The 12,533-nt window shown below is 26.0% G+C and carries 14 protein-coding genes; 10 read left to right on the forward strand and 4 right to left on the reverse strand.

All coding sequences use genetic code 11. The features are described from left to right. The 4 genes from AJ881_RS03900 to AJ881_RS09555 form a co-directional block, all read right to left on the reverse strand. Positions 1–398: bacteriophage T4 gp5 trimerisation domain-containing protein (locus AJ881_RS03900; RefSeq protein ID WP_410002314.1), on the reverse strand; the 398-nt coding region annotated here is incomplete at its 3' end. Positions 399–619: 221 nt separating this feature from the next. Further along, complete coding sequence (locus AJ881_RS03905; protein WP_070282241.1) at positions 620–841, reverse strand: hypothetical protein; 222 nt, start codon at positions 839–841, stop codon at positions 620–622. A gap of 160 nt (positions 842–1,001) precedes the next feature. Continuing rightward, positions 1,002–2,594: a hypothetical protein gene (locus AJ881_RS03910; RefSeq protein WP_070282243.1), complete on the reverse strand. Its 1,593-nt coding sequence runs from the start codon at positions 2,592–2,594 to the stop codon at positions 1,002–1,004. Continuing rightward, the gene (locus AJ881_RS09555) at positions 2,578–3,222 is read right to left on the reverse strand and encodes a hypothetical protein (RefSeq protein ID WP_070243426.1); all 645 of its coding nucleotides are present in this window, start codon (positions 3,220–3,222) and stop codon (positions 2,578–2,580) included. Before AJ881_RS09555 ends, AJ881_RS03910 begins: the two co-directional genes overlap by 17 nt. 614 nt (positions 3,223–3,836) lie before the next feature. Between AJ881_RS09555 and AJ881_RS03920 the strand changes: the two genes are divergently transcribed. From AJ881_RS03920 to AJ881_RS03965, 10 genes are all read left to right on the forward strand, one after another. After that, a complete protein-coding gene (locus AJ881_RS03920; protein ID WP_070243226.1) occupies positions 3,837–4,442 on the forward strand; it encodes an IS607 family transposase in 606 nt (201 codons plus the stop codon). After that, entirely contained in the window at positions 4,420–5,667 is a 1,248-nt protein-coding gene (locus tag AJ881_RS03925; protein ID WP_070243227.1) for an RNA-guided endonuclease InsQ/TnpB family protein, read from the forward strand. Before AJ881_RS03920 ends, AJ881_RS03925 begins: the two co-directional genes overlap by 23 nt. Positions 5,668–6,784: 1,117 nt before the next feature. Further along, positions 6,785–7,276, forward strand: a complete 492-nt coding sequence (locus AJ881_RS09405; RefSeq protein ID WP_186820423.1) for a hypothetical protein — start codon at positions 6,785–6,787, stop codon at positions 7,274–7,276. Next, complete coding sequence (locus AJ881_RS03940; protein ID WP_070282245.1) at positions 7,277–7,771, forward strand: hypothetical protein; 495 nt, start codon at positions 7,277–7,279, stop codon at positions 7,769–7,771. 71 nt (positions 7,772–7,842) lie between these two features. Beyond that, positions 7,843–8,295, forward strand: a complete 453-nt coding sequence (locus AJ881_RS03945) for a hypothetical protein (protein ID WP_044780646.1) — start codon at positions 7,843–7,845, stop codon at positions 8,293–8,295. 139 nt (positions 8,296–8,434) lie between these two features. Then, positions 8,435–8,644 carry a glycoside hydrolase family protein gene (locus AJ881_RS09690; RefSeq protein WP_410002315.1) on the forward strand — a complete coding sequence of 70 codons (210 nt, stop codon included), beginning with the start codon at positions 8,435–8,437 and terminating at the stop codon, positions 8,642–8,644. Further along, positions 8,638–8,997 (forward strand): hypothetical protein, encoded by a 360-nt coding sequence (locus AJ881_RS03950; RefSeq protein ID WP_070282247.1) that lies wholly within the window; start codon positions 8,638–8,640, stop codon positions 8,995–8,997. The genes AJ881_RS09690 and AJ881_RS03950 overlap by 7 nt, the downstream gene beginning before the upstream one ends. 265 nt (positions 8,998–9,262) lie before the next feature. Further along, complete coding sequence (locus tag AJ881_RS03955) at positions 9,263–10,126, forward strand: hypothetical protein (protein WP_070282249.1); 864 nt, start codon at positions 9,263–9,265, stop codon at positions 10,124–10,126. A gap of 18 nt (positions 10,127–10,144) precedes the next feature. After that, entirely contained in the window at positions 10,145–11,413 is a 1,269-nt protein-coding gene (locus AJ881_RS03960; RefSeq protein WP_070282251.1) for a hypothetical protein, read from the forward strand. A 22-nt stretch (positions 11,414–11,435) separates the two neighbouring features. Beyond that, positions 11,436–12,230, forward strand: a complete 795-nt coding sequence (locus AJ881_RS03965; RefSeq protein ID WP_070282253.1) for a hypothetical protein — start codon at positions 11,436–11,438, stop codon at positions 12,228–12,230. Positions 12,231–12,533: the final 303 nt, after the last annotated feature.

Raw genomic sequence — 12,533 nt, forward strand, 5'->3', positions numbered from 1 at the left:
ACTATGGTATCTTTAGATAAGCCCACATTAGTTAAGTATTCTCCTCCTACATTGACATTTTTAGCTAAGTCTATGATTTGAGTATGAACCTTTTTAATCCTTTCATTATAAATTCCATCTACCTTAGAATCTTTATCATTTAAAATTCTTTGAGTGAAATTATGCTGGACTAATTCATCATAATCCTTTTGGGCTTTTAAATAAATTTGTTCTTTATCTTTTATATTTGAGAGGGTAAGTTCATTATAACCTTCTTCATTAACACCTATGGTTTTAGAAGAAAGAGAAGTTTGATGATCATTAAAAGGAAGATTTACTAAACTTGGATTAGTCCCATTATACAAACTTCCACTTACATAAGGCTTATCTATATCATCATCTAAAAAAGAAATAATCACTTCATCTCCTAACTTTCTTTGATGAGGGCTTTAGTGATTTTAAAGGGTAGGGGATTTGAAGTAGAATTTGATATATCAAGACTCATATAAGAATTAAGGGACATTGATGATCCTTTTGGGGTTTATTGATGATTAATAGCCTATAAGCTTATGTGATTTATTTTAGTATAAAGTGGGTAAAATAAAGTTTGTAGTATATTCTTTAATTATCTAAAATCAAATCATTTCTCATAAAAATATCGCCTGCAAGATTCTGCTAAACCCACTCCAAAAATTTGCCTAACTCCTTTTTTAGCCAGTCTTTCTTTATCATAAATCAAAGACCCAAAAGAAATACTTACAAAAGGCACTTCCATATCAAACGAGTTTTTATTTTTATAAATAGGATTATCTTTATTATTAAGTGCGTTAAATTGCTTTTTGCAGTATTCTATTAATTTCATTTCTTTATTGGCATATTTGTTTTCATTGTGAAAGTATTGCACCTTGCATTTATTAGCATCTTTATCATCAAAAAGTTTAAGTTGCAGATAAAGCAGTTCTAAGTTTTGGGTATTCTTTTTTATATTATTGACAATGGATTTTTTTTCTTGTATTTGAGTATTAGCATCTAAATCTATTACAAATTTTATAGGCTTTAGTAAGAGTTTTAAAATGGAATTTTATATCTTTTAATATATCTTCTTTATCAAATTTTTCTATATCTAAAATAACTATAGGCTTGTCAATAAAAGCCATTTTTTTATAAGGGGTAAATTTTTGAGAATTAAAATAAGCAAAAAACACCACACCCTTATCTCTCCACTCGTCTTTGATGCTGTATTGATTTTTCCATCCACGACCTAACAATTCTAATCCACGAAAAGCTCTATTTTCTATAGTAGTATGGCGTATATATTCTTCTATATCTTCTTTAACATCAAAAACTAAATAAGATAAAATGATATAATTTTTATAGGATTCTTCTTGTTTTCTTACCTCATAATCAAAAACGATATTAAAATTATTTTTCAAAGCTTCTAGTTTTAACACCTCATTATCTTGCATTATTCCTTGTGCATAAGTGAAACTAAAAAACATTTTATCAATAAAAGCTTGCCCTTTTTGTTTATGCTTTTTTTGTATATTAAACATTGGAGCGTATTTTAAAACACTTTCATAAAAATTGTCTTCATTGAAATTTTCTCTGTCTATAATAAAGCTTATTTTATCTATAGTGCTCTCTTTACCCACATAAACATTTTCAAATACTATTTTACCCTCATCATCACTCATAGCCTTTGCCACCACTCTATCAAAGCGATGATTATAAACATAAATTTCCTTATTTTTTAAAGCTTCTCCATTCTTAGCAAGAAAGCATTCATTGATTTCTATTTTTATATTTAAGGCATTAGCTATGGGTTGTATTCTGATTATAGTTGGATTTTTTTCTTGAGCTTTTTTATAACTTTGCTCATCTTTATCTAAATAATAAGGAAAACTTAGCATCAAAAGAATGGTTTTAAAATAAGGACTATTAATATCACTTATTTCTTTACAAAGCTTTTCTGCTTCATCTTCATTTAACACTCTTAATTCTATATATTGATGAGTGATGAGATAATTGATGATTTTGTGCATTTTTTCATCTAATTTTTCCTCTAAATATTTCTCTTTGGCTTCTTGTTTTTTTAATTCCTCATCTTCATCGCCAAAAATTAAGTCATTAAAAAAACCTGCTACAAGTGTTCCCACCACTGTCCCAACAATAGGAAAGCTCGAGCCTATAGCTGCTCCAGTTGCTGCACCTGCGGCAATACGAGAAATGAAAGAAATTCCAATTTCTATAGTATTTATAGCTATTTGCGATGTTGCTAGTGCTCCAATTGCTGTTTCAACAGCAATTTCACCAAAAGCTCTTGTGTTAGATTTATTTTCTGCTTTTTTATACAAATAACTTAAAATACCAAAATTACCCATAATTTTATATTTATAAAATGTTATTACTTTAGTTGAAACACTCTGATTAATCATATATTGTTCTAATATTTTTCCAGATGTTGCTCCAGTTATTGACATACCATAAGAAGCAAGTGTTCCAATGTTCCCAAAATCTCTTATATTTGCAGAATTTTGATTTAGTGCAAATTTATCATCTATCTTTTTTCTGATTTCTAAACTTCCATAAATGGTATTGTTATTTTCCATACTCATTTTTATCCAATCTTATCTTATCAATTTCTTTAAGATCTATATTGTAATACTGCTCAAGTTGAAATAACCCATAGATAGCAGCAGCTTTAAGATATTTATTATTCTCACAACTAATAAGATAATTTATAAGATGACTTTTTGTAAAATTTGCAAGTTCATTAAAATTTGTATTAGCGGATTCAATAAAACCATATAATTCCTTACCATTACAATTTAATGAAAGAATTTTAGCTATTGATGACATTGTTATGCCGAGATAAAAATTAGACTCCATACCGATAACATAACTCCCAGATTCTAATATTAGGTCTTTTCCTATATATTTTTCAATATATAATTTATAATTATTATCGATATACATTCTTTTCAAATTTAAAGAACGATATAGCCTTTTTGTAAAAAATATAATTGCAAATACGATAACAATCATAACAACATAAGCTTTCCAATTATCGACTTTAAATTTATTTCCACTAACAAACAGCAAAAAACATACAAATATAATAAAACCAAAATAACTACCATAAGCCCAAATTATCATAAAAGTAACTTTTCTTTTTAACTCCCAAATGATTTCATCTTGAGTGTCTTGTTCTTTAATTTCTGTGTTATTGTTTGTTTGGCTCATTTTTATCCTTATTTAATTCTCAATTCCTCAATTTTTAAAAAGTCCAAATCAAATCGTGGTGAGATTTTACTATGCCTACTCTTAAAAAATTCATAGTTTTTCAAATCAATTTTGCTTAAATATTCTTGCGTTTGGGGTTTTATTATTGCATACAATTCTTGGATATTATTGCTTCTGAGTGGATCTAAAAACGAATATGCATTATAAATTTCCTCGCCAAATTTAGATATAGTTACACTATCGGCATAAATAACAGTAAATGTGTGTGAAAGATAACAAAAATAAAAACTTCCAATCTCAAAAATTTTATCTTTGCCTTACAATAAGGTCTTTATCTGTGGCATAAATTTCTTTTGTGTTGAGTGTTCGCAAAATTTCCATAAGATAACCAAACATAACAATCATAAATATAAGGCTTATTATACCGAATAATACTATATCCCAAATCCCTTTATCAAAAGCTTGATATAGCTTTTAGTTTTTTCCATTATTATTTATCCTTTCTAATAAAATCTAAAAGTCTTTGATATTCATTGAAAAAATTTATATAAAGATATTAACTAAATAATTATATAATTTATATAATTTTATATAATTACAATTAAGGAAAATATTTGAAAGCAAAAGAAGTTTTAAAGCTTTTAAAAATAAGTCGTGTAACTCTTTATAAATATGTTAAAAGTGGAAAAATAAGAGTTACGCAAATGCCAAATTCTTCATACCTATATAACAGAGAAGATGTTTATAGATTAGCAAATATTAAAGATGAAAAACTAAATGTTATATATGCAAGAGTAAGCACCCACAAACAAAAACAAGATTTAAAAAATCAAATAGAAAACACAATCGCTTTTTTAAATGCAAAAGGAATAAAAGTAGATAAGGTCTATGAAGATATTAAAAGTGGAATGACTTTAGACAGAAAAGGTTTTATGGAGCTTTTAGATGATGTTATGCAAAAAAGAATTAGTGTTGTTTATATAGCTTATAAAGATAGACTAGCAAGACTATCTTATGATTTAGTGGAAAAACTTTTTAACGATAATGGTGCTAGAATAGAAATTATTAACTCTTGCGAAAACAAAGCACTAGAGCAAGAATTATTTGAAGATATTATGCAAACAATACACTCTTTTTCTATGAAAATGTATTCAAAGAGAAGATTAGCCAATAAATTATTAAATGAAAGCAAGGCAAATGAAAACATTACAAAGAGTTGAAAGACATATAATTAAGCCCTACAATAAAAATTACAATTCACTTTTATTGCTTGCAAATAAGACTAAAAACTTATATAACTATGTTAATTACTTGCTTAGACAAGATTTTATAACTAAAAAACCACAAATAAAAGAGTATGATTTAAGTAAAAAATTAGCTAGTGAAAAACAATTTGATTATAAAGAATTACCTAGTCAAACAGCCCAACAAACAATTAAATTATTATATAAAGATTGGAAAAGCTTTTTTAAATGTTTAAAGTCTTATCAAAAAGATAAGAACAAATTTACAAGTAATCCCAAACTACCTAAATACAAAAGAAAAGGAGAAAAAGGTCATCATATAGCTATATTTACAAACCAACAAGCAAAAATAAAACAATATAAAAACTTTAATAAAATCGTATTTCCTAAAAGTGTAAATATAAAATCTATCATTACTAAAATAGATACTAATATTTCAAGTCTAAAACAAGTTAGGATTATTCCCAAAGCAACTTGTTTTATAGTTGAAATAGTGTATGAAACTAATCAACTAGCTATTAATTATGTAAAAAACAGCTTTTTATCTTGTGATTTAGGTTTAAATAACTTTGTAACTACAATAGATACTCAAAGCAAACAGCCTTTAATTATCAATGGCAAAGGTATTAAAAGTATAAATCAATATTACAATAAGAAAAAAGCATATTTACAAGCAATAGCAAAAAAGAGTAATAATAGATTTATCACAAAGCAACTACTAAAATTATTAAACTTTCGTGAAAACAAATTAAATGATTTTTTACATAAAGCAAGTAATTTTTTAGTTAAGTATTGTGTTAAACATTCTATTGAAACATTAATTATTGGTAAAAATAAAGAATGGAAAAAAGAAATTAATTTAGGTGCTAAAAATAATCAATCTTTTACTTCAATACCTTATGAAAACTTTATTTCTAAATTAGCTTATAAATGTGAAACATATGGTATTAATTTCGTTTTAACAGAAGAAAACTATACGAGTAAATGCGACCATTTAGCTAATGAAAAAATGAAACATCAAGAAAAGTATTTAGGTAAAAGAATAAAAAGAGGTTTATTTAAATCAAGCACAAATAAAATATTGAATGCTGATGTTAATGGAGCAATAGGCATAGCAAGAAAAGTATTCCACAATGCAGTGCAAACTCTAGTGGATAGTGGAACAGCGTTCGTTCCTATAAAAATCAATTTAGCCTTTTAGGTAGATTGAAAATTTATAAAAGATTTTTATATAAATTTTAATATTTTATATGAAAATTTGGGCGTTACAAGATAATTCATCATATTAAAATAAAAAATAATTATTTCTTATAATTATTTTGTAAAATATTATATAATAATATTATTATTTAAAATTAATTTTATTATATGTTAATAAATATTAGTATATTATAGTTACTATAAATATATATAAAATTATAGAAAAAGGAACTTTTATGCAAAATTTAATTAAACTGAGTTTATTAAGTGTAGTTACTGCTTGTGTTTTTTCTGCTTGCTCTTTAGAGCCAAAAAAGTATGTAATACTATGAAGATCCAAAAAATCCTACAGAGTTAGAATCTAAAATCAAAGAATGTGCAAATGCTTATAAGGCAAGTTATTTTAAATCATTTAATTACAAACCACAAGTAAGCACAAAAGAACTTATGGAACAAGCTAGAGAAAATATAAAAATATAAATGAATGATCTTTTTCAAACTCTGGGTGAAAGCATAAAGCAAATCGACCTCCACCCACGCTTTCTTAGGACTTACCAAAGACAAAAGTCCTGATGAGCTTGATAAAGCAGATGAAACATTAAGACAAGAATATCTTAAAAACAAAGAATTTAAATTAATTAAAAGTATTAAGTAGATTGGTTATAATAAAACAATTTATCTATATTAGGAGCAAATTTGCAAATTCCTATTTATTCTAAACTCAAAGAAAAACTAGAAAGCAAAGGAATAGACAATATATCAAGTGGGCAAATTGCTTGGTTTGTATGTAGTGTAGGGATTTTTATCATTCCTATGGTATATTTTTATATCAGTAATAATTATGATCAATTCACTATTTTATTTATTATGTTATTTATTTTTATATTGAATATGCTTTATATTAAAAATTTTTTTGCATTATTGTTGCTTGTGATATTAATATTTATATATATGAAATATCATGAGTTTATCTATAATTTTAAAATTTTATTTTTTATTTTTGCACCTATAATTTTTATCTTTTTAAGAGCTTGGAGAATTTTAATAACTTTTTTATGTGGATATATTTTTTTAGTGGCTATGGTATATATATTTGAGTTATTAGGAGGATTTTATAAATGAAATATTATGTTACGATTTATATTGATCCATTGGTAGAATGTTTTTTGGATTTTAAAAATCAGTGTTACTGGCAAAGAGAAGATTTCACCCACGCTTTCTTAGGACTTACCAAAGGCAAAAGTCCTGATGAGCTTGATAAAGCAGATGAAACATTAAGACAAGAATATCTTAAAAACAAAGAATGGGACAAGATAGATCAAAAATGGTATGAAGCTAAAGAGCCTAATGAATTCAATGATGGTTTTTGGGGTTCTACAAGACAGATGGAAACTTATAAACCAAAGATATATATTATACCACAAATAACCTTTGAAGATATTCTCCGATCTCCAAAAACCAAACAATACTATCTTTACAATCAAGATTATCAAGACTATCAAAAATTCACTCCTTATGGTTTGGACTTTAAACTTTATAGTAAAGATTTTATCACTAAACTTGATTTTAAAGATGAAGCTTATAATGTGCTTTATAATACAGGAGTTTAAATGAGAGAAGATATTATACTTTCTATTTTTTGGGGTTTATTTGGATTTATTCTTGCTTTTACTAATATAAAATTTTATCTTACAACTTTAAGTGTTCTTGTTGTCTTTTCTATTTTAAATTATTGGATTAAAATTAACATAAAAGAATTTGTAAAATCTTATTTTTTAATATCTTTTATTATCTTTTTTATGGCTATTGTTATCATATTTTATCTTACTTATGATCTTGAAACCTCTAGATCGCTTGTATTACTTGATCCTCCAGAAATTGAAAAATTATCACCGCAAGAGTATAAAGCACATAATTATTTTGATTTTTTAGGCGGTATAACTTTTATTTTTTTTATAATCACATTTTTTATACTTCCTTGTTTATTGCAAGCTTATTTATTTAAATGTTATAGCACAGGAGAAAAACACAAAAAATTAAGTTGGCTTATAGGGTTTGTGTGTAATATCTTTTTATTAATGGCGGGTGTGTATATGATGTATTAAAATCTTTAAAGACTATCAAAAATTTAATATATTTGATATAATATTCATTTATCTTAAATATTTAGAAAAAAATGGATAGAGAATTATTTATAACAAGGCTTGCTTTTATAAACAATGATGAAATAGACACAATAGATAAAAATTCATCCATAGCATATTTAAAAGCCTTATATCAATGTGAAAATTCCATAGCTATAAATTATAATCAAGAAGATCTTTTCACCCAAGCTACCGCTATAAACAATCTAGGCTATAATTCTACTTTCACAAAAATCTTCATCCTAGATAAAGAAAATCTAAATGATACCTATCTTGATGCTAGAAAAAGGCTTTATAAATCTATCAATACTTTAAAAGAAAAAAGAAATGAAAAAATAAAAGATATCCAAGACTATTTAGATAAAGAAATTTCCTTACAAGATAATCTAAATAATCAAAGCTTTAATACTAAGGAAAATGATGTTAATTTAATTTTAAACGAAGTATTTAACAAGGTGCAACTATCGGATATGGACATCTTATAGGGCAAAATGAATGGGATTTGTATAAAAATGGTATTATTTTACAAGAAGCGGATAAATTGTTTAAAAGCGATTTGTTACCCTTTGAAAATGCTGTAAAAATTCAATAAACTCTTCCTTAGCACAGAACGAATTTGATGCCTTGGTTATATTATGTTTTAATATAGGGATTGATAATTTTAAAAATTCTTTTGTTGTTAAAATCATCAATGCAGAGAAAACGGGTTGCAAAACATTAAAGGAAGCTTGGATGGCGTGGAACAAAAGTCAAAATAAAGTAATGCGGGGGCTAATTAATAGGAGAAATGCTGAATATAAGCCTTACACTCAAGGAGGTTATGAAAAATGGTAATTTTTAAAAATATATTATTGTTTTTATTTTTTAGTACTTATTTGTTAGCGCAAGAGGATTTTACTCCACTAGAGCAATGTACCTATGAAAATGAAAAGTTTTGGATAAAAATTTTAAATCTATGTCCAGAGGGTAATATAACTTGTGATAAAGTTGTATATGTGGGTGTCAATAAAAATAATGGAAAATATATTGTCCTAAACGGTAAGTCTATTAGTGATGTAAATATGAATTTTAAAGGATATGTTTTTAAAAATGGTATTTATGAATATAATATTTTTAATAATTTTTTATATATTTCTAAAAACAAGCGGAATATACAAGAATATGGTCTGAAATTATGTGAAAAATAGACGCAACAAAGGCAACAAGCAACAACAAATACTAGAATATGTAAAAAGTTAAAAAGATGCAATAAGAATTACAAGAAGTTTTTAAAGTTATAAAAATCCTAATTAATGAAATCTTAGCTCCTAAATTTTACAACAAATACAAAGATTTAGAAGTAGAGATTGATGATAAGGGTAATGTGCTTAGATGGATAGGAGAGATTAATAGAGACAAAAAATATTAGCAAATAAAAAATGATATAATAATGCTTTATATAAGGAATCTTTTATGTTTATAAGTTCTAAAACAGAGTTAATTCAAACTATTAAAAATTTAACAATCAACAATAAAGAAGTTAAACAGATTGATTTTATCAATACTTTAAAAAAATTAGTCAATCCTTTAGCAGTTATAAGAGATCATTTTGTAACTTATCCTTTTGCAATCAATTCGAAATTTATTAGCTTTGATTTAAAGAAAATTTTTTATGGCATAGATCTTTGCACAGGAGTTTTTGACACTCATTTTTCCTTTCATTATGAAATAGATCAAAAGCTTGAAGAAAATAAAGAATTTCTTTTAAAAAGACTTTTGTCTTATTTGATTATTGATGAGAAAAGAAATGCAACTGCTTTAGAGGATATAAAAGAACAAAAATATATTATAGATGATTATACTTTTTATTTTAAAGAGTTAAAATCTTTAGAACTTAAAAAATGCACTATATATCAACTTCCTTGTAATCATCCTTTGTTTAAAGAGTTTAGAAATAAAGAAAAGCAAATTAGTGCTTTTAAAAAGGATGAAGATAGTCCTATTCATGCTTACAATGAAGCTTTACAAATTTTACAAGATTTTGCTAATGGAATTTACAATACAAGTAAAGATAAAACAGGAAGATATATAGAAGATAAAAATAAAACCAGAAGATTACTAGAAAAACTCAATATCATAGGACAAAACAATCTTAAGGCTATGTATATGGGGATAAATGGAAATAAAGAAAGCTTGAAAGCTATAGGCAAAAGAGAAAATAACACTAGCAAGGCAAGTGCAAATGCTGACATCACATCAGAAACAAAAACTCCGCCTAATTTCATAGGCAGACTAGCCACTACCATAATCATAGAAGATGGTTTATATATGGGTTAAATTAAGAAAGGATAGATAATGAGTGAAACTTATGAGATTTATACACCTAATGGATTAACATTAGATGTGGAAAAAGATACCAATAAAATACTCTTTAAAGAAAATGTTAAGCCCACAGGCAACTATACCGAAGAATATTCCAAAGCGGTTTTTAAATCTTATCATATTATGAAAAACTCCCCCTACAAAGACTATAAACCCCAATACCTAGATCCTAACTTTTATACAGGGCAAAAATCTACTCTAGTTGAATTTAAAGATTGGCAAAGCATATATTTAAAAGATCCTATAAAAGGAGCTATAGCTCCTTGGACTAAAGCAGAAAAAGCTTATTATAAATCTTTAAAAACTAAAAGAGAAAGATATAAATATTTAGCAATAAGAAGTGGATTAAGATCTGTGGTTATAGATATACCCTATGATGCTTATGCTAATGTAGATGAAAAAGGAAATTTAATCAATGAAGAATACGCCTATATTTACGATGAAGTAAGTTCTCATCGTGGAACATTAAAATCTTATTCTTTCTTTAATGAATGGGAATTGTCTGCTTTACTTTTGGGAAATATTAAAGCTAGTCCCACAGCTGCCGTAGGATTTAAAGCAAGACAACAACAAGCATTGTTTTTACAAGCTCAACTTGGAGATAAAAATGCTTTTAAAAGTTTAGGTTTAGCAGTATTGTGTTCTAATTCTTTTCTTACAGGGCAACATTGGAATAAGCTTAGAGCAAAAATGATTTACGATTTACACGATTATCATTATGAGAGTTTATTAGATGAATTTGGTATGCTTCCTTTTTTAGATGAGATTATAGGAGCAGATTGGACGATTGATTTAAATAAATATGATTTTGCCTATGATGAAGAAGGCAGGATCATTTGGGCTTTATATAATGATATTGAAAAAGGCAAATTAAAAGATCCAAGAGATATAGATTCTACTCCTGAAAGTAGAAATAAATTTGATGATGCTATGGATGGATACGAAAATGGAATGGTAACAAGATTTGATGTAGATACTCCAAATGATTGGAGTGAACAACAAGCTGCTTTAGATAGAGATACTCTAGTATTAAGCGCCAAATTAGCAGCCCTTACTCCTCCTCAAGGCTATCCTAATGCCCCTTATTATTTTACACCTGAAAGATTGGAATGGATTTATAAAAGAGGATATTTAGATAAACTCCTTGATCCAAGAATCCCTGCTATTTATAGATATAATTTTCCAGAGGATTTAAGAGCTAAGATACTAGCTTATGCTAAAGAGCATAATATAAAAGAGTAAACCACAAATAAAAGGAAAAACAATGCAAAAAATACTTCAAATCGATTTAGAAAAAAGAAAAGCTTTAGAGAATTTCAAAAATCTAGCTTTATTAGGATTAGGTGGAACAATGCTTTTAAATTTAAAAGAACAAGCTTTGGATTTTACTCAAGAATTAACTTATATAAATACTTATGATAAGTATTTAAATTTAAAGCTTGATTCTTTTTATATCCCTTCTACACTTTTATCTTTGCTTCAATTAACTCAAAAAAGCAAAGAAGCTTTTTATATCAATGTTTTAATCAATAGCGATACACATTATAAAAATCCTTTATTACAATATGCTATTACCCAAAAACAAGAACAAGAAAATATCGTTTATGCTTTAAAAAATAATGAAAATCTTAATGCTTCTTTTACTAATCTTAATGCTTTAAAATTAGCCTTAGAAGAAAAGAATTTTTATCTTAATTTTATAGACTTAAACAGCAAAGAAAGTCTTTTAAGTTTTTACAATCAAATATTAAGCAATCATCATCTTAAAGATTATTTTTATATAAAAAATAATCAATTTTTTATTAAAAAAGATATGAAAAATAAAATTGTATTTCATAATATAAATTCTTCTTCTATTATAAGTAATTATCTTAGATTGTTAAATGATTTTAATACTTTAAGCAAGATAGAACTCATAAATATATTAGAAAGTTTAAGTTTGTATAACCTTTCAACTTTAATGCAAACTATACAATCAAAAAATGAATATAACTCAAAAGACTTTGATAAAGATAGTATCTTTTTATCTAATATGATTATGAATGTGAGATTGAAGTAAAAAGATAGTAGATTTGGTAAATTTAAATCTTGTTAAGTTTATTATTTAGTTCAAATAAAAAATATAAAAAAATATAGAAATTCAATAGAAGAAGAGAAGTTTAGTTAAAAGTTTGTTGGGTAAGCCACAAGGAGAAATTCACCCCCAAAGGGGCAAGGCTAATAAGCCTTGACAGTAATTATACAAATTAGTATAATTATAAGTATGAGTCGTGTCATATAGTTCACCCCCTTTCTAGGGTGTGATTATGCCACAGGGTTGCAGCCTTGTGGCAAAACCCTTAATGCAATTATACCAAACAAA

The sequence above is a fragment of the Campylobacter sp. BCW_6460 genome, assembly GCF_001762705.1.
Lineage (GTDB): Bacteria > Campylobacterota > Campylobacteria > Campylobacterales > Campylobacteraceae > Campylobacter_D > Campylobacter_D jejuni.

Excerpts from the sequence above, each read along its gene's own strand:
- AJ881_RS03905 (WP_070282241.1), bottom strand. The coding sequence starts at position 841 with ATGAAATTAATAGAATACTGCAAAAAGCAATTTAACGCACTTAATAAT.
- AJ881_RS03910 (WP_070282243.1), bottom strand. The coding sequence starts at position 2,594 with ATGAGTATGGAAAATAACAATACCATTTATGGAAGTTTAGAAATCAGA.
- AJ881_RS09555 (WP_070243426.1), bottom strand. The coding sequence starts at position 3,222 with ATGAGCCAAACAAACAATAACACAGAAATTAAAGAACAAGACACTCAA.
- AJ881_RS03925 (WP_070243227.1), top strand. The coding sequence starts at position 4,420 with ATGAAAACATTACAAAGAGTTGAAAGACATATAATTAAGCCCTACAAT.
- AJ881_RS09405 (WP_186820423.1), top strand. The coding sequence starts at position 6,785 with ATGAAATATTATGTTACGATTTATATTGATCCATTGGTAGAATGTTTT.
- AJ881_RS03940 (WP_070282245.1), top strand. The coding sequence starts at position 7,277 with ATGAGAGAAGATATTATACTTTCTATTTTTTGGGGTTTATTTGGATTT.
- AJ881_RS03945 (WP_044780646.1), top strand. The coding sequence starts at position 7,843 with ATGGATAGAGAATTATTTATAACAAGGCTTGCTTTTATAAACAATGAT.
- AJ881_RS03950 (WP_070282247.1), top strand. The coding sequence starts at position 8,638 with ATGGTAATTTTTAAAAATATATTATTGTTTTTATTTTTTAGTACTTAT.
- AJ881_RS03955 (WP_070282249.1), top strand. The coding sequence starts at position 9,263 with ATGTTTATAAGTTCTAAAACAGAGTTAATTCAAACTATTAAAAATTTA.
- AJ881_RS03960 (WP_070282251.1), top strand. The coding sequence starts at position 10,145 with ATGAGTGAAACTTATGAGATTTATACACCTAATGGATTAACATTAGAT.
- AJ881_RS03965 (WP_070282253.1), top strand. The coding sequence starts at position 11,436 with ATGCAAAAAATACTTCAAATCGATTTAGAAAAAAGAAAAGCTTTAGAG.